Genomic DNA, 25,424 nt, shown 5'->3' on the forward strand with positions numbered 1-25,424 from the left:
ATCGGCCTGTGGATAACCCTGTGGATAACTTGTGGATAACCTGTGGAAATCGCCGGGATTTCTGTGGATGAGGTTGTGCACAGTAAATTAGATGATTTTTCGACACGCATAACTAGCTGGGATTTTGTTGTCCACTGGCTGTGGAGGAAAGATTTTTCGACCGAGTGTCGCGCCTCTCGGCGGCTTCTGTCACTCTTGTGGATGACGCACAGCCTGTGGATAACTTCGGTGGGTGTTCGGGGTGACCTGCGACTACGCTGATCATGAGGCGGATCCCTTCCTCCGTGCCAATGAGCACCTGTCGCATTTGCGCGGGGTTGCCGAGGGCGGCACGGTTCGGGGCCGTCTTGACCACTGTGGCGCGACCACTTGCGCGTTTGAGAATGTCGCAGGTGTGCCCGGCGAGGACGATGCACCACCAGTAGCGAAAGGGGCGGCGATGACCAGCGACGAGAAGTCCAGCAGAGGCCGTCTCGATCCCGACCCGGAGGTTGACGACCGGCCGGGGGAACGCGCGTTCACCCCCACCTTGCTGGTCACGCTCTCTTGGTACGCCGGGCTGGGCGTGCTCTATGTGCTCTGGGCGATTCGCAATCCCCCGGTTGAGGGGATGTGCCCTGATCAAGGCTGTGGAGTCATAGCGCGACTGAGCGCGCTCTGGACGGACTCGTGGGGCTGGATCGCCTCGGCCCTGACGTGCAGTCTGCTTATCGCGGTGCTATTGCGGCTCCCGCGGGCGGGTTGGCGGGCGGGGGCAGCTGGAACGGCGGCCGCGCTGTTGGGCGCGGGCTTGGTGACGGTCATTTTGCGCACGGCGGGATGGGGTTACTAGTAAGTTCCTCGGCCCGGCGCGCCCAACCGGACTGTGGGGCCTGGTCTCCGAGGCCGTTGTTCGGTGGCAGCAGAAACGTTCAGTAGCTCTCGGGCGGACATTAGCGCTGTTCTTGCTTCTGACATTGGTGTTGGAACAGCAGTTCGACCGCGCGTGACCGGGACTGATCGATAAGTGCGTCTCGTTGCACGCCAAGGGGAAGGTCGGGGTGGCGATCGAACTGTTCGGTGTGCCCGCAGCGACGGCAGCGAACCTCAGGCCAGCGTTCTTCGTCGGGCTGCACTTGGTCGAGTTTGTGTTTGACCGCCCCTGGGTAGGCGCTTCCATGCCCGGCAATACCCACATCGAGGAATCGCTTGTATCCAAAGAAGATCGCCAGAGCGAAGAACGTGGCCACGCCCAATAGGTAGACGACGATGGCGGCGACAACATTCGGGTCCTCGGCGGACTTACCCGTCTCGGGGACCAAGAGAGCGATACACAAGAGCGCGAGGGCCACATAGAGCAAGGCTTGGATACCCCAGAGGCGACGGCGGCGCACGGTAGTGCCGACCGAGTATATGCGGAAGCTGAGGTTTTCCTTGCATTCGTGGCAGGTCAGGTTGTAGCGGCGGGGTGGCTCGCCCTCGTCGGGGCGCTCGATCTCAAGGGCGGTACCAGAGTAGGTGTGGGCCTGATAGCCGCCTCCGTACTCGGTGCCTACTTTGTGATGGAAACGGGCGTCAATGACCTTTGTAAAGGCGGGTGCTGGCATTGTCCAATTTTACGACGAACGCGAACTAAGTCAAGAACCAAAGGGAGCTGATAGCCCTAAATGGAGCATATGCCTCAGAGATCCTCGATTCTATAAAAATACCTCCACAATGTATCGCCCTAAACACTTGGGATTACTCGTGTCACAATGAGGCATGAAAATTCAACACTTCGATCGCCAGGACGAGGCCCAATTCGCCTCGCTTATCAACCTCCTCAAAGAGTGCGCCGCACACGATGAGCCGGGCAATTCCCCCCGCTGCCCGGTCGAGATGAAATTCATCCTTAACCATGAGGGAGCCGAGACCGATGTAGCCGCGTTCGTAGCGCTGGAAGACGGGCAAGTCCGCGGCGCGGCAATAGTCCTTTCGCCCATTGAGGACAACACCCATTTGTCGCAATTCAATGTGTACGTGGCCCCCGAATACCGACGGTCCGGAATAGGCACATCCCTGTTCGAATTCGCCGCGGAAAACTCACTTGCCACCGACCGCCCCGCGTGGATGGCTCGCACTGTCAACGCGATCCCCGGAGGTCCGGCGCGCGCAAGCGCTGGCGCGGCGTTCGCGGAGGCGAAGGGCTTTACCGCAGCCCTGAACTTGCACCGCCGCCGCAGCAACTTGCATGAGGCTGACCTAGAGGTCGAACAAGCGCTGGAGGACGATCTAGGCGACCACGTGAGCGACTATGAACTCGTCGAATGGGTCGGCACCCCACCGGAGGACATCATCGAGGGCGTCGCCGCGTTGACGTCGCTGATCATGGATCAAGTTCCCTCCGGTGAAGTGATGGTCGAGGAACAGAAGTTCAACGCTGAGCGCCTTCGCACCGTTGAAGACCTCGACGTCCAATGTGGCATCAAGGTCGTCTCCACTGCCGCCCGGCACAAGGAGACCGGCCAGATCGCGGCGATGAGCCGGGCGGCTGTCAACGCCGAGCCGGGCACCGAAGCCGAAATCCGCATCACGCTAGTCGACCCACAGCACCGCGGCCACCGGTTGGGAACGCTAGTCAAGATCGGTCTGCATCGCCAGCTGCGACGAGATTTCCCACAGGTGGTCCATGTCAAGACCGGCAACGCGGACATCAACCCGCACATGAGTGCCATCAACGACAAGCTGGGATACGTCGAGTTCGAAAAGGCCGTCATCTTCCAACGCGTAGCCTCGCACTAACGGCTACCTTCGCCGCATGGCCACATTGGCCTACCCCGGACGGGGTTCAGTCGCGGCGAAATCTTTGTCCACTCGCGATGGCCGTAGGCGGTAAAGCCTGACCGATCCGCCTACGAGCCACGCGAGGGCCACCATTGCGGCGATGGCGGCCAGGGACGTCAACATCCAGCCCATGTCGGGCGCCACCATCCGCACCATTGCCAACCGCACCCCCATTGTCGTGGGGAACCAGAGGATCGCCCAGGTCAACGCGGACCCGACCAAAGCCCATCCGATCGTCCAGACATACAAGAGCCAACGGCGTTCATTGTTCGACAAGGGGCGAGTAAGCCGGCGTATCGACCAAGCCAGAATCGTTGCAAACCCCAACAAGACCACCGCCAGAATCGCGAGTGTCGAGGCGTACGTGGCGCGCCCTGAGTCTGGGCCGGCCTCGCCCCCAGCTGCTATCCGGGTCGCGTTGAGACTGGTTTGCAGCAGCTGGACATCCTGGAAGTGGCCGAAGATGTTTTGCATGATCACGATCGCCGTGTCATGTTCGGGCATGACGGCAATGAACGTGGTGTATCCGGGCACGGCTCCGTTGTGCCAGTAGGTAGACGTCCCCAGGTCGCGGTTGCGCTCATCGTCACGCCAGCCCAAGCCGTACATGTGGGCTCTATGGATCTCGGCACTTCCTTCGAGCATCGTCGCGACCGATTCGGTCGCGACGACCTGTTGCCCGTCGACGCTTCCTTCATTGAGGACGAACTTAGCGAACCCGGCCAGATCAGTGATCGTGCCTCCCATATAGCCATAGGAGGCTCCGGCCTCGTCAAAGGGAGACTTGACCGAGACGGGCTGCCCAAACGCATAGGAGTGGCCCCCGTCGAGCCTAGAGGCCGCAGGCCGATCGAGGATGGGTGAGTCCATCATGGTCCGGAGAAACTGTGAGTGGACGTGGTCGGCGAAGCTCTCGCCAGTGATCTGCTCAATCATCGCCCCCAAGACCAGATAGTTGGCGCTGGTGTAGATGTGCCGCTGGCCTGGCTGGGCATCCAGTTCCACGTTCGCTAGGTCGGCCACAGCTTCGGAGTATGGGTCGTCGTAGTCGCCGAATCGGTCGGTGATGAGGGTGTCGATTGGCAAGCCACTCGTCTGGTCCAGCAGGTGGCGCACTGTTATACGTTCGGCTGCCTCCGCATCGGCCACCGTGAAATAGTCCAGATGGTCTTTGACCGGGTCGTCCAGGTCAAGGCGGCCATCGTCGACCAGTTGCATGACCGCCGCCGATGTCACGGGCTTGGCCACGGAGCCCCATAGAAAGTTGGTTTCGGTCGTGACGGGGTTGCCGTTGGATGAGGTGCCCCAGGCGTCCATGGACTCGATGCCATCGGAGGAGACGATTGCGTAGCTCGCGCCGGGAGTGCGGGTCTGGGCGGTCCGTTCACGCAAATACTCTTCCACCGATGTGTGCATGTCCTCGTCGTTGGGCCCCTGGGCGTTGGCGGCGGGTGGGGCGACAAGCGCAAGAGTGAACACGATGGCGACCGTGGCTGACCAGGTAGTGAATCTACGGAATTTTTCATCCATTGCGGAGAAACTCCTTGGGTAGGCGCGGCTTGGCCAGGCGTGACGAAGTCATAACCGGTCGCCTAGGCAGGCACCGGATTGCGGTGGGGTTGGGTAGGTGGTGAGGTTAGACAGTCGCGTCGCCACGAGTAGTACTGCACGATCACCCGAGCGGCGAATATAGCCCGGGCGATCAGCAAGATCGACCAAGCCACCAGCATAGTCAGGCCCCACCAGAGTGCGGCCAAAGTGACGGCTGGGATCACCCCCAACAGCATCACGACGGCTAGGGTTCCCAGGTTTGCCGTGGGCCGGATGACGATCTTGAAAGCCGAGGCCAGGCAGCCGGTAATTGGTTCTAGCAACAACGCTATGGCGCACAGACGCACCGCCCACTCCATGGCCACGGTGGTTGCCGAAGCCCCCAGTAGCGTCAGCAGCGAACCGGGGGCGACGAACATGAGGGCCGCGACCGGCAGCAGTAGCGCCGAGGCAATCGACACGTACAGCTTGATTTGCCTCGCGGAGTCGACCTGAGTCTCACGCCGAAGCTGCTTGGCGGCTACGATCCCGAATTGTTTCATCGGCAACATGAAGGTGCGAATCACCGTGATCAACGCGGCCGTCGTCAGCGCTTCGACTGGCTTTGACTGTGCCATCAAACTCGTCACCACGGCAAAGGTGAACATCATGATGATGCCGTCGGCGGCCCCGGCCAGGGTCTTGGGGTGCGATCGCACGTGTGCCCACGGAGCGAGCAAGAACGTTGCGGCCCCCTCGCGCAACGCTCGGTTGATAAGCCACCTGTCCTTCCCCAGGCGCAACCACTTGCGCAATAGCGTGAACAAGGTGACTAGCCCCATCGCCCCGCCGATCGTCATCAACGCCACGTGCGGGCTCGGGTGCAGGTACCAAATCGAGATGGCGACGGTGAAGTGTAGTCCGAAGTTCTCCACGGTCGTGCGTAGCGCGGCCCCCTCCTTGTCGGCGAGGACTAGCGCGGCGGTGAGAATTCCCTGCATGGGGAAGAACATCGCCCCCACCATCCGGGGCCAGTAGGTCGCCGCCAGATAACCGGTGTCGTCCAACGTCGTCAACACCAGCCCGGCCAGCAGCAAGATCACGGTGAGAACACTGATGGCCGCCACGACGGCCCCGCCGGTGTGAGCCAATTGTTCGCGGGCGTCGGGGTGGTGCAGTCCTTCGCCTGGCAGGCGGTGCATCGCGTATACGAAGATCCCCGCCCCCAGCATGGTGACGGCGGCGGTGACGGTCAAGGCGACGCCGTAGGCCGCGCCCACCTGGTCGTCGTAGGCGGAGATCGCGATGAAGTAGATGATGCCGGAGAGGCCGAAGATCAGCGGAATCGCCGCCATCTTACTGCCGGTGACGAGGAAGCGTTTCCCCAGCTGTGGTCGCGCCTGGGTGTCAGCGGTAGTCATAGGACTCCTGTGACCCACCGGTCGATGAGGGCGACCTTGGGCCCGATGTGGGGGGGCGGTCCTTCGTTGCTGCTGTTGAACATGTTAACAACTCGTATGACCTCCCCCGGCCTCTCGCATCGACATCTGTCAATACATCACAGACCGGTCTGAGCAGTTGCGCCTCAAAAGCGCCGGCGAGACCGCTCACGCTAACGCGTGGACGAAGGCCGCGAAACTCTCTATTGGTGCCGGTGACCATCGACGCCTCCAGAGCGGCGAGCGTGGAAAAAGCCTATTTGGTCTGGAGAACTGACAGCGATGTTGGTAAACATGAGGAATGAGTGACTCCGCTATCGCCGCCGTGCTGGCTTCGCTCGCCGAGGCGAACATTTCCTACTCGACCGACGCGGCCGTGGTGGAGGCGCATTCGGTCGACCACACCAACACCGTTAAGCCGGGCCGCGCCGCCGCCCTGGTCCGAGCCAAGTCAACCGCGCAAGTGCAGACGGTCATGAGGCTGGCCAGCCAGCATCGCGTCCCGGTGGTGCCCCAGGGTGCCCGCACCGGATTGGCGGGCGGGGCCACCGCCACCGACGGAGCGTTGCTACTGGACCTCACCGCCATGAACCAGGTGCTATCAGTCGATGCGCCCAATCGGCTCGCCGTAGTCCAACCAGGTGTGCTCAACGCCGAAATTTCCCAAGCGACGAAGGAACACAATCTGCGTTACACGCCCGACCCCGGATCGTGGGAAATTTCCACCATCGGCGGCAATATCTCCACCGGCGCGGGCGGAATGTGTTGCGTGAAATATGGAGTCACCTCCGAATACATACAGGCCCTTGAGGTGGTTCTCGCCAATGGTGACCTGATGCGCTGCGGTCGCAATACCGCCAAGGGTGTGGCTGGATACGACCTAGTGCGTCTGTTCGTGGGCTCGGAGGGAACTCTTGGCGTCATCACTGAGGCGACCGTGCGGCTGTCGCCCATTCCCGCGCAACGCTTGACTTTGGCCGCCGTCTTTAATTCCACCGCAGAAGCCGGCGCGGCCGTCACCTCTCTCATGGGCGCCGGTCTCCAGCCGAGCCTGCTGGAGTTGGTGGACGCGGTGCATATGCGCGCCATTGAGGACATGCGGCCTTCGGGACTACCCATGGATGCGGCCGCGTTGCTACTGGCGGCATCGGATGCGGCGAATCCCGAAGCGGAGCTGTCGGCCATCGCCGCGCATTGTGAGGCCTCCGGTGCTACCGAAGTGCATCAGGCAACCGACGCGATGGAAGCCGACGCGCTCATGCAGGCTCGTCGGGATGCCTTGCACGCCATGGAAAAGAAGGGTGCGGTCCTGGTTGACGACATCGCCGTTCCACGTACGGCGCTAGCGCAAGCGCTGGACGCGGTGGAGGAAATGTCGCGCAAGCACGGCGTGACGATCGGAGTCATCGCCCACGCCGGAGATGGGAATCTGCACCCGAACATCATTGTGGACATGGCAGATCCAAAGAGCGTGGCGGCGGGAAACGCCGCGTTTGGGGAGATCCTCGATGTGGCTTTGGCCTTGGGTGGCACTGTGACCGGTGAACATGGGGTCGGTGTTCTCAAACGGGACTGGCTGCGCCGGGAGTTGGATCCGGTGAATTTGCGGATGCAGTGGGCCATCAAGCAGGCGTTCGACCCACAAGGGATTCTCAACCCCGGCAAGGTGCTACCGAGCCTGGAGTGAGATGCGGCGGGGAATTGGGGCTCGGCTTTTAATCCCTGGGATGGCACGCTGCGAGTAGCTCGTATCGGGCCTTGGCGGGGTGGAGTTGAGGCGGGTTCGATGCGGTGAGGCTTATGAGAAAGGCATCCTCGGCGTGCTGGTCGCCTTGTTTGGCTGTGTCAACTTCGCCTCCGGCGGCCTTGAACCTCAGCCCGCGGCTTAGCCGTGCGGGAGCGGGCGGGTCGCGATAGATGCGCCGCTGAGTCGCTACGCCCACTATGGAGGGGAAGGTGATCGCGGCTACGCCGCTGTCACCAAGCGATCTCGCCCTGAAAGAGATAGGGGGCCGCAGTGCTTGCCCATTCACTGCGGCCCCGATAAAGTGGAGGAGCTCCACTTTTTATGGCACCGACCCGAGCTGTGCCCGATGGCCCGGACCGGTTTTGCCCCCGGATTCGTTCCGTGTCTCCCGAGAAACTGCCCATTTCATCTCGGTCAACGTGTCGGCGTGACCGGAACAACTATGACTATGGGAGACGGTTCTGAATCTCGGCTCCAATGAAGCTGTGAAAAACCTGTGAATCTATGCCGAACCGTTATGAAGGCAGTTCAAATCCAGAGAGTTTCACCAGCTCAGAGTGCATTTCAGGGTCTGTTGCCAATTCTTGACCATCCAAGGTTGTGACAAAAGCCACACCCCTGACTGAGGATGTCATCCAGACGCCATCGACTCGCGTCAGCTTCTCGGGCGTAATCAGCCTCTCCTCCGAACGCAGCCCCAGCTTCGAAGCGTGCTGCAACAGATACGTACTGGTCGTACCCGGCAGAATCCCCGTATCAGTCGGCGTCGTGCACAGCACGTCCTTGTCCCGCCACACCAGCGAGGAAGTCGGGCCCTCCAGGCAGTAGCCATCGGCGGTCACCCACAGGGCGTCATCGGCACCCAGGCTCTTCGCCCAGCGCATGACCGCCATCGTCGTGGCGTACGACAGCAGCTTCGCTCCGCCCAGCAGCCACGGCGCCTGCCCCCGAGTGTCAGCGTTGACTCCCGAGGAAGCCGTGAGCACCTGGAGGCCGTCCCGGCGCGGCAAAGTCCGCTCACGCGGCACCGGATCGATCGTGGCGTAAACCGTCGGCTCACTGCCATGCTCCAGGCCGCGCGTAGCCACAATGCGCAGCGCCGCCTCAGCGTCCGGGTCGAAATCGGGGTGGGCCAGCCACGCCTGGCGGGCTTGCTCGGACAGTTCGTCCAAAGCCTCATAAGGGGGAAGGTCGATCTCAGTGCGGCGAGCCGAGGCCGCCATGCGCACCAGATGCTCGCGCAACAAGAACATCTCGCCGCCGCGCACATTCAACGTCTCGAAGATGCCGTCGCCGCGCAAAACTCCCAGGTCATCGGCGCGGATAATGGGCTGCTCCGGGTCGATCGCGCCGCGTCCCAACACTGCTAGAACTTTCGCCATACATGCTCCCTTAATTCACAGGACGCGGTGCGAATGCGCCCCTCGGTTCGTCAAACGAGGCCGATCCCAGGTCGCGTCCGCACGTCGCCGCCATCGCCGCATCGACGAATGTCAGGCTCCCTAGCCGTCACAGAAGTACGCCTGAATGACCCTCGCCACTTAAACCTTACGCAGATGAACAAAAATTCTCGACCTTCACAGCGCGTGCCTATGGAGTCTTGACCGTTGCCCAAACCAGGCGAACTCTCGTGACCGGCGGCATGACCGCACAAGCCAACAGCGGCGCCTTCGGCGACGTACCATCGACAAAGGCAGCCCCAGGTCAACTTTGGAGTCACGCATGAACGCATCGGTTTTGCTCAAGCGCCCCGGCGCCGTCGCCACCATTGAGAACGGCGAACACACGGGTACGACCGCTTGGCACTACGGTGATCCGCTGGGCGAACAGCGTGCCGCCGATACCGGTGGAGCCATCTTCGACCTATCCGACCGCGACCTGATCACCGTCACCGGCGGTGAACGGCTCAGCTGGTTGCACCAGATCACCAGCCAACACCTGCTGCAACTGCCCGCGCACACCGGCACCGAGCTGATGGTCCTGTCCCCGACCGGCCGCATCGAACATCACGCGGGCGTCTACGACGACGGCACGACCACATGGCTGGACTGCGAACCGGGCGCAGGCGAGGCACTGCTGAGGTTCCTCCACATGATGAAGTTCTTCACCGAAGTCGATATAGAACTGCGCACCGACTGGGCCATGCTGACCGTGACACAGGCCAGTTTGGATCTAGCCCAGCCGCATATATCCGAGGTGCCGCCCGCCAAATACGTCGCCGCCGACGTGCCCTCCATCCCCACCTCCTCCTACCCGGGCGGACCGCACCCCGATGGCACGCCAGGCTGGCGACGCCGAACCGACCGGTTTGGGAAGGCGACCGTGGACCTACTGGTGCCGCGCCAGGACCTCGACGCCACCGTCGATAGCCTCGGCCTCCCCCTGGCTGGAACCTGGGCCCACGACGCTTTGCGCGTGGCCAACCAGGCCCCCCGCGTCGGCATCGACACCGATCACAAGACCATCCCGCACGAAGTGCCCGCGCTCCTAGTACGCGCCGTCCACATCGACAAAGGTTGCTACCGGGGGCAAGAAACCGTCGCCCGCGTCCATAACCTCGGCCAAGCCCCACGCCTGCTGGTGAGCCTGCACCTGGACGGAACCGACGAACACCCGCCCCAGCCCGACACGGAGATCACCAGCGGTGAACGCACCGTCGGGCGGCTCGGCACCGCCGTGCAGCACTACGAAGAAGGCCAGATCGCCTTGGCGTTGCTCAAGCGCAAGATCGCATCGGCCCCGGAGACGAAACTCACTGTTGGTTCACAAGCTGCTCAACAGTAGAAACGCAAGGTAGATTCGACTTTGTGGCTGATGAAATGAAGTACGTAGGCGGCTCCCCGCTGGCCCAGATCGTCCGAAGCGAATTTGCCGAAAGCTTCCACAGTGGCTCCGTGGCCGTCCTCGACGCGCGCGGAACCCTCGTGCGCGAAATCGGCGACGTCACCGGCGCGGTGTTCCCCCGCTCCAGCAACAAGCCCATGCAGACGCTCGCGGCTTTGCGCGTCGGCTGGAAACCGCAACGCCAAGCCGACCTGTCCATCGGCTCCGCCAGCCACCACGGCGAACCCATGCACGTCGACGCGGCACGCACCATCCTGGCCGACGCCGGCCTGGCCGAAGGCAGCCTGCTATGCCCAGTAGACCTGCCCGGAAACGAAGAGGCCCGGCGCGACGTCCTCGCCGCTGGCGGAAAACCCGAGCGCATCTACATGAACTGCTCGGGCAAACACTCCATGATGCTGGCCACCTGCGCCAACCGCGACTGGCCGCTAGATGACTACCGCGACCCGGCCCACCCACTGCAAGTGGCCATTCGCGAAACAGTCGAAGAATGCACCGGAGAGAAAGTGCAGGCCACCGGCGTCGACGGCTGTGGAGCACCCGTCCTCGCATTCAGCCTCACCGGGCTCGCCCGCGCCTTCCAACGCTTCGTGGAAGCCCCAGCGGGCACCCACGAGAGAGCCATCGCGGACGGAATTCGTGCCTACCCCGACCTCATCGGCGGCACCAAATCCAACGACTCCCGGGCGATGCGCGCCATCGGCGGCCTCATGTCGAAAGCTGGGGCCGAAGGCATCCAAGCGTTCGCCCTACCGGGAGTCGGAGCCGTCGCGGTGAAAATCGACGACGGCAATGGCCGCGCCGCGATGCCCGTGGCCCTGGCCGCACTACGCCAGCTGGGATACCCCGAACCAACCGCAGACGCGGCCACCACGCTCGCCGCGCTGGAAGCCCCCGACATCAAGGGCGGCGGACGCACAGTCGGTCACCTGCGGGTTCTCATTTAAGAGCCACCTCATACTCGACGCGCTAAGGCCTGCTGTTAGGCCCGCCATCCATCCAACCGATGTGAGCGTGGGCCCAACAAAGGGAGGCCCGATGACAGTAAACGTTTGGCGACCGGTACTATTCTTTTCGTTGCCTCGTCAGACTGTGTCATGACGAAAACGCACGCGCGAGTGGCGGAATGGCAGACGCGCTAGCTTCAGGTGCTAGTGTCCTTAGGGACGTGTGGGTTCAACTCCCACCTCGCGCACAGAGTAAAGGACCTCAGCCGCAGGCTGTGGTCCTTTCGCGCGAGTGGCGACCCTACCAACGACGACCAACAGACGCCCTAGCCCCAAATCCCAGTCTCCTCAGGGACATGTGAGTTCAACTCCCACCCCGGCGGAAACCTTGCGGATCAAGGCGTTCTTGAACGTACGAAGGAGACAAACTCGCGACTATCTAGACGTTGCTGCCCTGAGCAATCAATACAGCCTTGACCTCTCAGCAGGGATACTGGCACAAATTGACGAATACTACTCTGATCAGCGCAAGGATGAGGAAAGTGTCCGGTCTCAGCTGGTCAGACAACTCGGCGAACCGTGCCCATCAGACTTCAAGGTCACCAAAGAACTTCACGCATACCGCAATCTTGTCGACCATTGGACCGAGTGGCCAAACGTGGTGGCTACCTGCGAGGCGCTGGCCGAACTAATTGCGAAGAGGTGAATACATGGCTTTGCGATTTCGAAACCTGAACGTGTCCCCGTCGGATCCGGTGGAACAGTGGCCGGTTGAGGCCGTCCACCCGGCAATGGATCGGGGTTCAGTGCGGGACTGGAAGCGGCTGATTACCGCAATTGATCGCGATCCCTGGGGTAAGACGGCCCGCCAAGTCGAGCATGTCCTGACATACGACCGCCCGTACGGCGTCGGGAATCTTATGGAACGGGTGATCCGCAGCGCCCGAAGCGCCGCCGCAGATACCGAACGTGAAGCAGTGGCGTCCACGATCAAACAAGCCATTGCGGATTCAGGTTTGACGCGTTCCGAGTTCGCTTCCCGTATCGGCACGTCCGTTTCTCGACTGTCGACCTATGCCAATGGCAAGGTGGCACCGTCGGCAACACTTATGGTGCGCATTGAACGAGTGGCCCACGAGGCGGCGCGAAAGACGGAACCATCCGCCTAATCCAGGCCCGCTATTCCTCTGGGAGGCTAAAGCCAACGAACTCGGTGTGGACCGTCCAGCCGATGGCCTGGTAAAGCGCCAAGCCCTCCTCCGTTGCTCCCAAGATCCCGGTGTGCGCTCCCTTTTCAATCGCGTGATTTCCCAATACGCGCATCACGACCCGCCCCAGGCCTCGCCGACGATGACCTGGGTCAGTCTTAATCTGGTCAAAGACCGCAAACTCACCGGCTGGCCCCATCCGTCCCGACGCGGCTTCGGACGCATCTGCCGCCCGCACCCGCGCCACCGTGGCACCATGGTCGGTGTCGACCTCGACGGAGTAGCCCGCCGGCAAGGACACCTCGGATTCGATCAAGGACACCGACATGAGGTAGCCGGGCACATCACGCTTCCACCGCTGGTCGAAACAAGCGATCAGCTCTGGATCGACCGAAAACACCTTGATCCAGCTGCCCGGATCAGTCAGCGAATGCGCCAACTGACGCAAAGCGTTGGGCTGCACCGTGTGCAGGATGTGCCGAACCCGGTGCCCAGGCAATCCAACGTCAATGCGGAAACCGCCCTCGATCGACGTGGGCGCGTGCGTGCCCCGAGAAACAGCCCAGCCGCGCCCCCAGGCCATCACCAGGTCCGCAATCGTCATCTGTGTCTGTCGCACTTGTGTGTCACATCCTTACGTCACGACTTCCAATAGCTATCACGGAAGTACGACGGTCGAGAACGCGAAAGCGCGTTTCCCACATTGAGATCCACCCACCCCTTGCTACCGAACGGTAATAAGGGTGAGAATTAAGTCACCGTCCCACTGACTAAGAAACTTCGTCAGCCGCGCTCGCCGCATGCCAATGCGCAGCCCCAGCACTCCCCACCCCGCCAGTTCAACCCTAGAAAGCCCCGACATTCGGTCGCCCCACCGAAGGGACTCCGCATCATGATCGACGCAGTCGCCTACGCCATCCCCGCCTTCGTACTCCTCGTGATCGTCGAAGCCCTCTCCTTTCGCCTCAAACCCCACCACGAACAGCGCGGATACGAGCTCAAGGACGCCGCCACCTCCATGACAATGGGAGCGGGTTCGCAGGTGGTCGGGTTCTTCTGGAAATTCGCCGTCGTGGTGGTCTACGCGGGCGTCTACACCCTCACCCCCTTCGAACTCGACCCGACGAACCTATGGACCTGGGTGTTGCTGTTCTTCGCCGACGACCTGGCCTATTACTGGTTTCACCGCTGCCACCACCGCATCCGCCTATTGTGGGCCAGCCATGTGGTTCACCACTCCAGCCAGTACTTCAACTTGACGACCGCGCTGCGCCAAAGCTGGACCCCCATGGGAGGCATGCCGTTCTGGCTACCCCTGGTGCTCATGGGCATGCCACCGTGGATGATTTTCTTGCAACAGTCGATCAACCTGACCTACCAGTTCTTCATCCACACCGAACGCGTCCGATACCTGCCGGGCCCGCTCGAATTCTGGTTCAACACCCCATCCCATCACCGCGTCCATCACGGCAGCGACGAGATTTACCTAGACCGCAACTACGGCGGCATCCTCATCATCTGGGACCGCATCTTCGGCAGCTTCGCCGCCGAAACCGCACCGGTCACCTATGGCCTGACCCAGAACATCCGCACCTACAACCCGTTGCGGGTCGCCTTTCACGAATACGCGGCGATCTGGCGCGACGTGCGGGCCTCGCGCACCTGGCGCGACCGCTTGGGATACCTCTTTGGGCCACCCGGCTGGGGTAAAGACCTCACCGGGCCCGATGCCCAAGTCACCCCAGAGAAAAACGCAAAGGAACCCACATGAACCCACGCTGGATTCTCAGCCTGTTCGGTCTCTTCACCGCCGCGAACCTGCTGGCGGTCGCCTTTGGCTCGACGGCTGGAGTCTGGGCCACCAAACCAGTGCTGATGCCCATCCTCGCCGCCTATCTCATCACGGTGGCCTGGCGAGACGACCTGGCGAACCTCGGCCGCACCACCGGCCGCAGCCTCGTCCCCGCCAATCCCATCGTGACGTGGCTTTTCATCGGGCTAGCCTGCGCGTGGGTGGCCGATATCGCGCTGATCCTCGACTCCGAGGCGGCATTCTTGACCGGCGTGGCGGTCTTCGGGCTCATGCAGCTGTGTTACCTCTACGTCTTCGCCCGGTTGGGCGCATGGGCGCGCCTGCGCGGCCGCCGCCTCATCGTCCCCGGCGTACTGGTGGTGTTTTGGGCCACGTTCAACATCCTCTTGTGGGACTCCTTTGACAGCCTCGCCGCCCCCATAGCGGCCTATAGTTTCCTGCTGGTCAGCATGGCCGCACTCGCCGTCGGCCTCTCGTATCGCGTTGCCACCGGCGCGATCCTGTTCGTCGTCTCCGATCTGATGATCGGAATACGGCTAACGGACGTGACGTTGCCCGGGATAGGGGTGGCCATTATGGCCACCTACGCCGCCGCGCAGCTACTCATCATCACTGGGATTCTGCGCGCTAGGCTCTCTTATGAGCGGGGGAAACACCCGCACGCGAAGACACCAGACCCACGTTATTTGTGAGGAATGCACCACTAATGAGTGACAAGACGACCACCTCGGACGAGCAGGCCCGCACCGAAGGGCCAGAATCCACCGACGCGGTCGTCCTCGACGCCGAGGGCAACCCGGTGGAGTCGCAGAACCACAAAGCGACCGACGCCGAGTCCAACCGCGAAGCCGAGGAAGAACAGACCGCCGCCGAATCCGATCCGTCCAAGCTTGTCGAACAACCCGCCAAAGTCATGCGAATCGGCAGCATGATCAAGCAGCTACTCGAAGAGGTCCGCGAGGCCACCCTCGATGAAAAGGGACGCCAGCGCCTAGCCGAGATCCACGCCCGGTCCATTGCCGAGCTTGAGTCGGGCCTCGCCCCTGAGCTGCAAGATGAGCTGGAGCGGCTGTCGCTGCCGTTCACCGCTGACGAGACGCCGACCGATGCGGAGCTGCGTATCGCGCAAGCTCAGCTGGTGGGGTGGCTGGAAGGGCTCTTCCACGGCATCCAGGCCGCGCTCGTGGCCCAACAGATGGCCGCGAAGCTACAGCTGGATCAGATGCGGCGTGGTGAGATCCCGGCCTTGCCCGCTGGAGCAGGCAACCTACCACCTTCTTTGCAAGCTGTCATGGCCGAACAAGGCAACGGTGATGAACCTGATCAGCACCCCGGCCAATATCTGTAGTAACTCATTCGTGCCATAGACTGCCTGCGCCCGGGCTCCCCAGCTCGGGCGCGCGGACAGGCCGCGCGTTCGAACCAACGCATTCGGGCCTGATCGAGGTCCGCTGTCTCGCCTGAGGACGTTTTCGTGACAGCGGTGGCCTCTATGAATTACTGGAGACGCGACACGGTGCTTTACAAGACCTTGCAATGGACGGCTGCCCCAGCCATTAAGGCGGTGTGGCGTCCCTGGATTGACGGACACGAGAACATTCCCGACGAGGGTGGCGTGATCCTGGCCAGCAATCACCTCTCAGTCGCCGACCACTATTTCTTGGCGCTGACAACCAAGCGTCACATCGCCACCATGGCGAAGATCGAATACTTTAGCGGCGCTGGTTTGAAAGGCAAGCTGGTGTCGAAGACTGTCAAGGCGTTGGGTCAAGTCGCCGTCGACCGTTCCGGTGGCCGCCGGTCCGCTGACGCTCTGGGCCCCAGCCAGCAGGTGTTGGAGGAGGGCCGGGTCTTCGCGATCTTCCCGGAGGGAACGCGCTCGCCCGATGGCCGTCTGTACCGGGGCAAGGTCGGGGTGGCGCGTTTGGCGTTGGCTACGGGCGCCCCGGTGGTTCCGGTGGGAATGATCGGAACCGAGCAGGTTATGCCCATCGGCCAGTCGCGTCCGCGGGTGGCGCCGGTTGGGGTTCGGGTCGGGAAGCCGTTGGAGTTCAGTCGCTATGAGTCGATGGGGGCCGAGCGGCTGGTTTTGCGAGCGGTGACCGACCAGATCATGGATGCGATCCGGCAGCTGACTGGGCAGGAATATGTTGACTCCTATGCCAAGCGCCGCCCTGTGGTCAAGAAGGCCGACGCTGGCAAGGACGCGGAGTCGAGCGAGGGTTAACGCCCTTCGGAGGCCTGCTTGGCCAGTGGGATGGAACGGTAGGGGATCTCTTCGGCGAGCGCGATCACCGTGTGGGTGCGCTGTACACCGTCGAGGGTGACGATGGCGTCGATGACACGCTGTAGGTCGGCGTCGGAGCGGGCTACGACTCGGCATTGCAGGTCACCGGCGCCGGTGACGGTATGAACTTCGAGTACTTCGGGGATGTCCCCAAGCCCGGAGGTCACGGGGCGGTGGCCGCTTTGTTGACGTATTTCCAGGGTGATGAACGCCGTGACCGGGTAGCCCAGTTCGGCGGGATTCAGGTTGGGTCCAAAGTCGCGGATGACGCCGCGTTCCCGCATGCGGTCGAGGCGAGCTTGCACGGTCCCGCGTGCCACGGAGAGTCGGCGGGAGGCTTCGAGCACGCCAATTCGGGGCTCGTTGTGCAGCAATTGCAGCAGTTTGGCGTCGAGCTGGTCGATCATTAACGGTCTCCTCGCGGAGGGTCTCTGGTGGGCAGGTCGGTGGTTGTGGGTCCGTTCGGGCTGGGCGTGGTGTCTGGTTCGCCCTCGTCGCCGTCGCGGTCGGCGTTGTCGGTGGGTTCAACGTCGCGGGTCGCGTCGACGTCTTCTGATGGATCGTAGTCGATCTCGGTTTGTTCTATGGTCACGTTGTACACTGTGACCGGTTGCGGCGGTTCAGCGGAGTACTCAATTGCCTCAGGAAGCGCCCCAATTTGGTCTAGGACATCGAATCCGTCGATGATTTGCCCAATGACGCTTATTCCGGCGGTGGCGACGGATTGTCCGCGTACGAGAGTGAACGAGCTGCCCGCTTGGCCGGTGTCATCGGTTTTGAGCGCCAGCGCGTCGAGCACTGTTTCTCCGGCCATGGCGACCTCGGCTAGGTAACGCCATCCGGGTCCGTCACCGTCTGGGCCCGGTTGGCCGCATTCGAGGACGGCGGTGGGTTCTTGGGGTTGGGTGGTGAGCCAGTCGCAGTCGTGGCTGGCGTAGAAACCGGCCTGGGCCAGATAGGTGAACGCTTCGACTCCGCAGGGGGCGAGGTCGCCAAAGAGCATCACCACGATGTCGCCGTAGTTGGTCTCGATGGTGGCTAGCGACCGGTCGGCGGGCTGGCCCGGTGTGAATGGGGGAAGGTTGACGGTGTCCTCGGCGTCGGTGATGCGACATTCTTCGCGCAGGACGACATCGTTGGGGCGGGTCGGTTCTTCCTCGTCGGAGGCGAAGATCCACCAGGAGACCGCGCCGACGGACGCGAAGATCAGCAGGAGGGCGGATATGCCGGCGAGGGTGCGTTTCCAGCCGCCGGGCCCAAGCCACGGGGGTCCTTCGGCGTCGGCCCACGCGTCGGGTTGCGAGGGGCTGTAGGGGGCAAAGCCGCTGGGGCGATATTCGCCGACGGGCTCGGCTGGTTGGGGTGGTGGGAACTCCACGTGCGGGAGGGTGGGGCCGTCGTCGACGGCGGTGTCTGTGTCCTCGCCTGAGGGGTCGGTAGTGCCTTGGTCGGTGCCATCGGACGCCCCTGCAGCGTTGTCCGGTTTCGCTTCTGTTGGGGAAGCCTCATCGGGGTCTTCGCTGTTCGCGGTGCTCACTTCTGTGTCGCTATCGCCTGTTGCTTGGCTGGAGGTGGCGTCGGCGGCACTGGGTTGCTTGGGGCTTTCGTCGTGGAGGTTGCCCTCGTCGTGATCACCGGCGGCTTGAGTGCCGTCGGTGGCCTCATCGGGTGTCTCCTGCGGGTTCGGGGTGGTTCCCATAGTTGTGAATCGTAAGGTGCGCGGCAAACGCGGTCTGCCACGGGTGGGCCCGCCGCGCACGTGGCAAAGCCAGTACGGCGGGCCCTTCGTGGTTGCCAGGCACTGTTATCAGCGCTGGTTGATGAGGTTGTGGTTCACGGCGATATTCGCGACTGTGTTGAGCAGGCTGATGATGCAAATACCGGTGACGACGTTGATGGAGGCCGTGGCGATTTGGGATTCCATCTCGGCGTTCATGGTGAACGGAATCAACACCGACACCAGCGTCATGAGCCCGAGAATCCAGTTGAAGAAACTGATCGGGCTGGGCATGAACATGAGCATCATGTGTAGCAGGCCGGTGGCTAGGATCGCGATTCCGAAGGCACCGAAAGCGTAGGAGGTCGTCGAGGCGGTGCCGTAAGTGCCCGCGTCTTCTGGTGCGAGCACCGGAATGGCGAGCACTCCGCGTACGAGCAGGATGCCCACCAAGACGACCAGGGAGGCGATCACGGCGGTTCCGACTCCGCCAGACCATAGTTTGCCCGCGTCGACGACACGCTCGTCTGGGCCTGGCTGCCCAGCTTGCGGGTGCAAGCCGCCTGCTTGGTTGGGAGTGTTGTATCCATATCCGGTGTCGCGCTGCTCGTATTCGGTGTAGCCGCGCGGTTGGTTTTTCAGGTGGCTGGCTTCGCCGGGGGTGAACTTCCGGGTGGGTTGCCCCGGGCGGCTTTGTTCGGTCATGGTCGACTCCGTTGCCCTCAAGACTCATTCACGTCCACACCTGCGGCGTGGTCTGCGGAGAGTTCACCGCCGGTGATCCTCGCCTTGCGACCTGGCAGGAGCACACCTGAATGGGTCTCATGCGTGCTGATGGTGTGCTTGCAGGCTCAATCGTCGCAGAATTTCGCTCCGCGAAAGGAAGTTTGCGAACTTTGGCCTCACGCGGAGGTGTTTTGCGCGGTCTGCCGTTGCGCACTCGGCCCTGGGGCGTCCACATAGGGCCATGCGGTGCGGGCAGTGAAGTGGTAGCCGATCGCGGCCAGCGCCCAGGCGCAGGCTAGGCCGAAAACAATGCCTGGGGCGTAACCGTCAGCCGGTACGATCAACCCGCCGATAAAGAGTCCCAGCAGGTAGGAGACGTTGTAGACGGTGTCGTTGAGGCTGAAGACGCGGCCACGATAGGCATCGTCGATGCGGCTTTGCAAGCTCGTGTCTGCCACGATCTTGATGCCCTGCGAGGCGATGTTGATCAAGAGCACGGCCACGACGAAGGACATTTGCATCATGGTGGCGCCGATACCCGCGACAGTGAACGCGGCGAGAGTCAGCAACAGGACCACCCAGCGGTGTGAGCCGAGGGTGCGGGTGGCTTTGGGAGTAATGAACGCGGCGATGACGACGCCGACATTTCCCAGTACGGCGATCGCGATGAGCCAGGCCAGGGGCCCGGAGGCGTCCGGGTCGGCGAGGCGATCCCAGAAGTACACCAGCAGCATTGTCACGGCGACGACGAACAGGATGCCATAGAGCATGCGATGCAGGCCTTGCAACGCGATGACATAGGCGGGGCCCTTGCGACCGGCAAGGTGGCGCAACCCGGTGATCATCCCCCGCGAGATCGCGGCGATCTCGCCCAAGACAGAGGTGGTGGTGCGTTCGTTGTCGTCCGGGCCCAGGTCCATTGCGGCAAACAAGCGCACCGCGAGCAGGCCCGCGGTGAGATACCCGGCCGCGCCCAGGGCTGCCAGAAGCGCATACGACCAGGCTCCGGAGCCGAACAGTTGCAGCAGGCCAGTCGTGGCCAGCCCTAGGCCGAACACCGCGGCCCCAGCGGTGGAGGCCACCGAGTTGGCGGTTACCAGCTGCGGAGTCTCCACCACATGCGGATGGGAGGCGGTGACGCCAGCGAGGATAAAGCGGTTGCTGGCGATGGCGATCATGGCCAGGAATATCCATATCCACATAGGCCACGACAAGGCGATGGCCGTCGAGACGCCAAGGACGACACCGCAGCGGCCGATGTTGACCGCCGCGATCAAGTTGCGGCGCGGGAACCGGTCGAGCACGACACCGACGTAGGGGCCCAACAGCGAGTACGGGCCGATGAGCACCGCCACCGCCGCCGCGTAGGCAAGCGGGTCGGCTCCCACCACGTCCGGGTTGAAGAAGACACTAAAGGCCAGGCTGGCTTGAAATACCCCGTCGGAGGCTTGCGATGTCAGCCGCACGGCGAGAAGTCGACGGAACTTGCCGGTGCGGGCCAAGATCCGCATATGGCCTTCGGTGCGCATCCTTTGAGTCTAGGAGACCTAGAACAGGCGTCGATACGCCCTCGGCGCACGGCGCAGAGAGCAAGAACTCCGGGAGCGGGCACCGGGCCGACGAAGGGAATCTATGTCGCACGCTCCATCCGAAACCAACGCGACGAAAGTGTTGAGACCGGCACGTCAGAGGTGCCCCTCACAAAAGCCTTCATTGGGCGATTGGTCCAGCCGAACGCGTACAAAAACAGTGGTAAACCGTGAGGCAGCTGCGGAATTGCAAGATCGTGGACGCCTGACTTTCCAAGCAGCAGGAAACACCTGGCTTTCTGGATATGGCTGCGCGCAACCCTGGGTATGCCGCTCACGATGTCCATTCGTCGGTAAGCTCTTCCGCCTCGTCAAGAATTGCGTCAATGTTGGCCCGTATGTCTTCAGAATCAAACCCGACTTTTCTGATCATCGCTACATGGGTGGAGTACTGGTCACGGCCCCGGATATCGTCAAGTAGATGATCCTCTCCCCAGACTGCACGAATGACGGCTTCCACGTGAAGCGGCTTAACTGGTGGGTCTGCCTTCTGAAATTGGTCACGCATCTCCACAGCAAAGTCCTTGATCGTTTCCAAACTGTGGTCACCGCTAAAGTGACGGTCGATGAAGAGGCTGGAAGCAGCAGTCACGTAGAGACCCAGGTACTTCGTATCGCCCTCGAGTAGCTGCGGACCCAGCCGCTGGCTCGTTGCAACATCACCCAGCGCGAGCGCCTTAACGAAGTCCTTCAAGCGTTCGTGATCACTCATGCTTCTCGTTTCCTCTCTTCGTGAATCTTGATGCGCCGTCAATTAGCAAAGCCGTCATCATCGTCGCCGTCCCAATAATGTCTGGTACATCAATCGATTGCGACGTCACGGGTGCCTGAACTGTTGTTACATGATGGGTTTCAGTTCTGACGCTGGTGCCCCAGGGGTCAAACTTGGACTCATACTCAAGGGCTGGTGTGGTCACTTCTTGGAGATACTCGCGAAAGTCATCCGCACCCTCAACTGACTTGCGTCCCATCCGTCGCAACCGAGAGGCAGCTGACTCCGGTGGTGCGGACTCAACGGGCTTGACCGGGTCTCCGATTTTGGCTACTGGTGCTTTGAGGTGGGGCGGTGCCGCGTCCAGCGGCGTGGGTTTGCGCTCTAGTCCCGTCCTCACCTCGTACTCTGGTGCGGCAGCGGCAGACGGCCCGCCGCCTGGGGTGGTTTTGAGGGCTTCGGCCCTGGCCCGCTCGGCCTCGAGGCCAGTGGCGATCGATGTCAACGCCGCCATCACTTGGTCACATTCATCCACCAACACCTGGGCTTGTGCCGCTTTGCCCGCAGCGGATAGAGCTTCCAGCTGCGTGGCGACTTCTTCCAATGCGGCCTTCGTACCAGCAACTTCACAGACGCAGCCGCGCACGGCATCCACGTTGGCACCGATACTGGAGGCCAACGCGTCAATCAACGACACGCAAGGGGTTCCTAACCAAAGGGGCGATGGGGCTACACAAAGGAACAACCATGGGGGTCAGAACCGCATGGCGTCCCCACCGACTCTAACAAAAACAAGGAACTTTCACGTGCCTGCGAAATGGGGTCGACAGCATTGGTTGACCATCTCAACGCGAAGCCAGCCCACCACTGTCAACCCGAGTCGTCCCCAGACAAAGGCGGAGTCGGGAACCCCAAGAGCCTCAAGGTGACCTGCGGGAGTCTGCTCCGATGGCCGCTGATAGCGCCGCAGGAGCGCGATGTAGTCCTCGAAGAACTGTTACCACTGGGGGCTCTTCACCATCTAGCAGCACAGGCTCCCACCGTGACAGCAAGAGGCCCAGCAGGCTTTGCCTGCTGGGCCTTCAACGTCACAGAAGCGGCTAAACGGGCTCCACGACGCACACCTCAATAAGGAGGGCCTTACATCAAGAACTACTTGGTCTCGCCCTTGATCAGAGCCTCGACCGCCTCATGCGCATCGTGGTCGGAATACTGCACCGGCGGGCTCTTCATAAAGTAGCTCGACGCCGACAACAGCGGTCCGCCATGCCCACGGTCGGCGGCGATCTTCGCCGCGCGCAGCGCGTCGATGATGACACCGGCGGAGTTCGGAGAATCCCACACTTCCAGCTTCAGCTCCGCGTTCAACGGAACATCACCGAAAGTGGTGCCCTCCAGGCGAATGTAGGCCCACTTGCGGTCGGTCAACCACGGCACGTGGTCCGAGGGACCAATGTGAACATCGGCGCCATTCATTTCGCGGGGGATCTGCGAGGTCACCGATTGAGTCTTAGAGACCTTCTTCGACTGCAAGCGCGTGCGCTCCAACATGTTCATAAAGTCCATGTTGCCGCCGAAGTTCAGCTGATAGGTGTGGTCCAGCTGCACTCCACGGTCCTCGAACAGCTTCGCCAGCACCCGGTGAACGATGGTGGCGCCCACCTGCGACTTGATGTCGTCCCCGACAATCGGCACGCCAGCCTCGGTGAACTTCTCAGCCCACACTGGGTCCGATGCGATAAACACCGGCAGCGCGTTCACAAACGCCACCTTGGCGTCGATAGCAGCCTGGGCGTAGTGGCGCGTCGCTTCCTCAGAGCCGACCGGCAAGTAACACACCAGCACGTCAGCCTTCGCATCACGCAACGCCTGCGCGACATCCACCGGCTCGTCAGATGATTCTGACACCATCTGCTGGTAGTACTGACCCAAACCATCAAAGGTCGGGCCTCGCTGCACGGTCACACCCGAGGGCGGAACCTCAGCGAACTGCACGGTGTTGTTCTCCGAGACGTTGATGGCGCTGGCCAAGTCATGGCCGACCTTCTTGGCGTCTACGTCGAACGCGGCGACAAACTCGATGTCGCTGATGTGGTATTCGCCGAACTGCACGTGCATGAGTCCGGGTACTCGGTCGGTTGGGGCTGCATCCTTGTAGTACTCAACGCCTTGAACCAGCGAAGACGCGCAGTTACCTACCCCGACAATTGCGACGCGGATTTTACCCATCGCGCATGCCTCCTTGTTCGTTATTTTCGATGGTGCTGTCCCGTTTCTCCGCATCCTCGCTAGGCGAGGCCCCTGACCGATGGCGGTCAGTATCAGAGGTTTGGGAAGGTGGTGTTCCCTGTTCTTCGGAGGCGATGAGCTCGTTGAGCCACCGGACCTCCCTGTCGGCGGTCTCCAGGCCGTGCCGTTGCAGCTCCACTCCGTAGGCGTCGAGCCTCTCGGTGGTGCGGTCCAGCGCAGCGCGGATCCGTTCCCGACGTTCCTCTACGCGGCGGCGGCGTCCTTCGAGGATGCGCAGCCGCGTAGCCGGGTCCGTACGGGAGAAAAACGCAAAGTGCACGCCGAAGTGGGCGTCCTCAAAGCAGTCATCCCCGCCAGAACCGGACATGATTTCCGCGAATCGTTCCTTGCCCTCGGGTGAGAGCCGGTAAATAATGCGAGCACGGCGCCCCGTCAGCACCGGTGCTTCGTCGGTCGCGTCGGGTTCATCGGCCACGATGAGCCCGCGCTCGCGCATCCTTTTGAGGGTGGGATACAGCGAGCCGTAGCTAATCGCGGCGCGGAAAGCACCGAGCAAGTTGAGCAAGCGCTTTCTCAACTCATAGCCGTGCATGGGCGAGTCATGCAGGAGACCAAGTATGGCCAGTTCCAGCATGCTCTCCTCCTCACAACAGCGCCTTGTGGACAAGGCTGGAGCTTGCCGGCCTCTAGAATTCAGAGAACCGATCCGATTTACGTTCGCGTTCGCGATAATGAGCGACGCGAACCCAAGGTTTGGCGTACTCGCCCCGATCCCATCGACATGTATTGAGTCGATGTATCGAGCCGATATATCAACGTACGTTAACGCAGCTTAGCGGCATTGGTCAACTTACTGAGAGGTAACCGCCACCGAAGGCGAGCAGTATCACCCCGTCGCTGGAGGTAACCGAGGCCAACGGACCGACAACCGGCAAGTTGTGGCCAGCGCACCATCGCGCATGAGGCACAACACAACCCAATGGTGTCCGAACGTGCCGAACTCAAAGACCAAACGTGCCAGGAAGCTCGAGGCATCAGGGCAAAGCAGTCTGGCTGCCTCACGATCACCGCGCAAACATCGGGCCTGTTACCTGCACTGACTTCCACAATGTCCATGATTGGTGTGGCGTTTCTAGGATGAGAGGGAGCTCCCACGCAACCCACGAGGTGACCACCCAGGAGGACCACGTGCGATGAATCGCAGAACACTACTACCGACACACGGCTTTTAGCAGCTAGGCTGGCAGGGTGCGGGAACGATATACCACCGTTGACTACGCGCTGCGCAAGAAACGCTTGCTGCAGCAGGTGGCTAGTGGCCTCATCAGCACCTCCGAGGTGTGTGATGCCAGCCCGTATCTGGCAAACGCAGCCCGCTTCCACGGGGAAGATCTCGCGCGACGCTGCCCCATCTGCCGCCGCAGTCGCCTCCGCATGGTTCACTACGTGTTCGGCGACGATCTCTCCTCGGCGTCAGGCTCAGCCCGCAGCAAACGCGAACTGCGCATATTGGCCGAAAGCTACCCTGAGTTCGATGTCTTCGCGGTCGAAGTATGTCGCGAATGCAGCTGGAATCACCTGATCTATCAGTTCCGACTCGGATTCAATGTGCAAGACTTCAAGGTCACCGAGTCAGTCGAGTCGCCTCCAGGCGCGACCGGCCTCACGCGCCGCCCGGCGGGAACGACCACTACCGGGCCGGACGTGAACCACAACAATGTGAACCCAACTAGCTCGGGGCAACTGACGCGGCTGGGTGCGGATCCCCAAAACCGCACCGGCGGCACAAGCTGTGACGTGGATGGTTAATCAA

General features: G+C 62.0%; 25 protein-coding genes and 1 tRNA gene. 13 read left to right on the plus strand and 13 right to left on the minus strand.

The window, feature by feature from the left end; translation table 11 throughout:
- The first annotated feature begins 232 nt into the window (after positions 1-232).
- Entirely contained in the window at positions 233-832 is a 600-nt protein-coding gene (locus tag JQS30_RS16560) for a hypothetical protein (protein ID WP_213171341.1), read from the plus strand.
- Positions 833-932: 100 nt separating this feature from the next.
- On the opposite strand, the gene JQS30_RS16565 is transcribed toward JQS30_RS16560, so the two are convergent.
- Positions 933-1,586: a hypothetical protein gene (locus tag JQS30_RS16565; RefSeq protein ID WP_213171342.1), complete on the minus strand. Its 654-nt coding sequence runs from the start codon at positions 1,584-1,586 to the stop codon at positions 933-935.
- Between the two features lie 154 nt (positions 1,587-1,740).
- Here JQS30_RS16565 and JQS30_RS16570 point away from each other — a divergent pair, with 154 nt between their 5' ends.
- Positions 1,741-2,760 (plus strand): GNAT family N-acetyltransferase, encoded by a 1,020-nt coding sequence (locus tag JQS30_RS16570; protein ID WP_213171343.1) that lies wholly within the window; start codon positions 1,741-1,743, stop codon positions 2,758-2,760.
- A gap of 30 nt (positions 2,761-2,790) precedes the next feature.
- Here the strand turns inward: JQS30_RS16570 and JQS30_RS16575 are convergent, their stop codons facing one another.
- Together JQS30_RS16575 and JQS30_RS16580 are read right to left on the minus strand one after the other, a co-directional pair.
- Positions 2,791-4,332 carry a serine hydrolase domain-containing protein gene (locus JQS30_RS16575; RefSeq protein ID WP_213171344.1) on the minus strand — a complete coding sequence of 514 codons (1,542 nt, stop codon included), beginning with the start codon at positions 4,330-4,332 and terminating at the stop codon, positions 2,791-2,793.
- 62 nt (positions 4,333-4,394) lie between these two features.
- A complete protein-coding gene (locus tag JQS30_RS16580) occupies positions 4,395-5,753 on the minus strand; it encodes a hypothetical protein (RefSeq protein WP_213171345.1) in 1,359 nt (452 codons plus the stop codon).
- Positions 5,754-6,072: 319 nt separating this feature from the next.
- On the opposite strand from JQS30_RS16580, the gene JQS30_RS16585 reads away from it, so the two are divergent.
- Positions 6,073-7,458, plus strand: a complete 1,386-nt coding sequence (locus JQS30_RS16585) for an FAD-binding oxidoreductase (RefSeq protein WP_213171346.1) — start codon at positions 6,073-6,075, stop codon at positions 7,456-7,458.
- A gap of 575 nt (positions 7,459-8,033) precedes the next feature.
- On the opposite strand, the gene JQS30_RS16590 is transcribed toward JQS30_RS16585, so the two are convergent.
- Positions 8,034-8,900 (minus strand): aminotransferase class IV, encoded by an 867-nt coding sequence (locus JQS30_RS16590; protein ID WP_213171347.1) that lies wholly within the window; start codon positions 8,898-8,900, stop codon positions 8,034-8,036.
- 340 nt (positions 8,901-9,240) lie between these two features.
- Between JQS30_RS16590 and ygfZ the strand changes: the two genes are divergently transcribed.
- From ygfZ to JQS30_RS16615, 5 genes are all read left to right on the plus strand, one after another.
- Positions 9,241-10,302, plus strand: a complete 1,062-nt coding sequence (gene ygfZ, locus JQS30_RS16595; RefSeq protein ID WP_213171348.1) for a CAF17-like 4Fe-4S cluster assembly/insertion protein YgfZ — start codon at positions 9,241-9,243, stop codon at positions 10,300-10,302.
- A gap of 23 nt (positions 10,303-10,325) precedes the next feature.
- Positions 10,326-11,309: an asparaginase gene (locus JQS30_RS16600; protein WP_246497963.1), complete on the plus strand. Its 984-nt coding sequence runs from the start codon at positions 10,326-10,328 to the stop codon at positions 11,307-11,309.
- 165 nt (positions 11,310-11,474) lie between these two features.
- A tRNA-Leu gene (locus JQS30_RS16605) sits at positions 11,475-11,557 on the plus strand.
- Positions 11,558-11,667: 110 nt separating this feature from the next.
- Positions 11,668-12,015: a hypothetical protein gene (locus JQS30_RS16610; protein ID WP_213171349.1), complete on the plus strand. Its 348-nt coding sequence runs from the start codon at positions 11,668-11,670 to the stop codon at positions 12,013-12,015.
- Positions 12,016-12,019: 4 nt separating this feature from the next.
- Positions 12,020-12,478, plus strand: a complete 459-nt coding sequence (locus tag JQS30_RS16615; protein WP_213171350.1) for a helix-turn-helix domain-containing protein — start codon at positions 12,020-12,022, stop codon at positions 12,476-12,478.
- Positions 12,479-12,488: 10 nt separating this feature from the next.
- Here JQS30_RS16615 and JQS30_RS16620 read toward each other — a convergent pair whose 3' ends face one another.
- On the minus strand, positions 12,489-13,136 hold the full coding sequence (locus JQS30_RS16620; RefSeq protein ID WP_213171351.1) for a GNAT family N-acetyltransferase: 648 nt from the start codon (positions 13,134-13,136) through the stop codon (positions 12,489-12,491).
- A 273-nt stretch (positions 13,137-13,409) separates the two neighbouring features.
- Between JQS30_RS16620 and JQS30_RS16625 the strand changes: the two genes are divergently transcribed.
- From JQS30_RS16625 to JQS30_RS16640, 4 genes are all read left to right on the plus strand, one after another.
- Positions 13,410-14,288 (plus strand): sterol desaturase family protein, encoded by an 879-nt coding sequence (locus JQS30_RS16625; protein WP_213171352.1) that lies wholly within the window; start codon positions 13,410-13,412, stop codon positions 14,286-14,288.
- Entirely contained in the window at positions 14,285-15,022 is a 738-nt protein-coding gene (locus tag JQS30_RS16630; protein WP_213171353.1) for a lysoplasmalogenase, read from the plus strand. Before JQS30_RS16625 ends, JQS30_RS16630 begins: the two co-directional genes overlap by 4 nt.
- Positions 15,023-15,036: 14 nt before the next feature.
- A complete protein-coding gene (locus tag JQS30_RS16635; RefSeq protein WP_213171354.1) occupies positions 15,037-15,678 on the plus strand; it encodes a bacterial proteasome activator family protein in 642 nt (213 codons plus the stop codon).
- 144 nt (positions 15,679-15,822) lie between these two features.
- A complete protein-coding gene (locus JQS30_RS16640; protein WP_246497964.1) occupies positions 15,823-16,557 on the plus strand; it encodes a lysophospholipid acyltransferase family protein in 735 nt (244 codons plus the stop codon).
- Here the strand turns inward: JQS30_RS16640 and JQS30_RS16645 are convergent.
- The 8 genes from JQS30_RS16645 to JQS30_RS16680 all read right to left on the minus strand — a co-directional run bounded on the left by JQS30_RS16645 (position 16,554) and on the right by JQS30_RS16680 (position 24,245).
- Positions 16,554-17,024, minus strand: a complete 471-nt coding sequence (locus JQS30_RS16645) for an Lrp/AsnC family transcriptional regulator (RefSeq protein WP_213171355.1) — start codon at positions 17,022-17,024, stop codon at positions 16,554-16,556. The genes JQS30_RS16640 and JQS30_RS16645 overlap by 4 nt on opposite strands.
- Positions 17,024-18,316 (minus strand): peptidylprolyl isomerase, encoded by a 1,293-nt coding sequence (locus JQS30_RS16650; RefSeq protein ID WP_213171356.1) that lies wholly within the window; start codon positions 18,314-18,316, stop codon positions 17,024-17,026. Before JQS30_RS16650 ends, JQS30_RS16645 begins: the two co-directional genes overlap by 1 nt.
- A 108-nt stretch (positions 18,317-18,424) precedes the next feature.
- Positions 18,425-19,039, minus strand: coding sequence for a DUF6069 family protein (locus JQS30_RS16655; protein WP_213171357.1), 615 nt, complete (start codon positions 19,037-19,039; stop codon positions 18,425-18,427).
- A gap of 197 nt (positions 19,040-19,236) precedes the next feature.
- Complete coding sequence (locus JQS30_RS16660; protein WP_213171358.1) at positions 19,237-20,589, minus strand: MFS transporter; 1,353 nt, start codon at positions 20,587-20,589, stop codon at positions 19,237-19,239.
- Positions 20,590-20,923: 334 nt separating this feature from the next.
- A complete protein-coding gene (locus tag JQS30_RS16665; protein WP_213171359.1) occupies positions 20,924-21,361 on the minus strand; it encodes a hypothetical protein in 438 nt (145 codons plus the stop codon).
- Positions 21,354-22,058: a hypothetical protein gene (locus tag JQS30_RS16670; RefSeq protein WP_213171360.1), complete on the minus strand. Its 705-nt coding sequence runs from the start codon at positions 22,056-22,058 to the stop codon at positions 21,354-21,356. The genes JQS30_RS16665 and JQS30_RS16670 overlap by 8 nt, the downstream gene beginning before the upstream one ends.
- Positions 22,059-22,513: 455 nt before the next feature.
- Positions 22,514-23,590 carry an inositol-3-phosphate synthase gene (locus JQS30_RS16675; RefSeq protein WP_213171361.1) on the minus strand — a complete coding sequence of 359 codons (1,077 nt, stop codon included), beginning with the start codon at positions 23,588-23,590 and terminating at the stop codon, positions 22,514-22,516.
- Positions 23,583-24,245, minus strand: a complete 663-nt coding sequence (locus tag JQS30_RS16680; RefSeq protein WP_213171362.1) for a PadR family transcriptional regulator — start codon at positions 24,243-24,245, stop codon at positions 23,583-23,585. The genes JQS30_RS16675 and JQS30_RS16680 overlap by 8 nt, the downstream gene beginning before the upstream one ends.
- A 614-nt stretch (positions 24,246-24,859) precedes the next feature.
- Between JQS30_RS16680 and JQS30_RS16685 the strand changes: the two genes are divergently transcribed.
- Complete coding sequence (locus JQS30_RS16685) at positions 24,860-25,420, plus strand: DUF5318 family protein (RefSeq protein ID WP_213171363.1); 561 nt, start codon at positions 24,860-24,862, stop codon at positions 25,418-25,420.
- The last annotated feature ends 4 nt before the right edge of the window (positions 25,421-25,424 follow it).

Origin of the sequence: Natronoglycomyces albus, from assembly GCF_016925535.1 — a bacterium.
Lineage (GTDB): Bacteria > Actinomycetota > Actinomycetes > Mycobacteriales > Micromonosporaceae > Natronoglycomyces > Natronoglycomyces albus.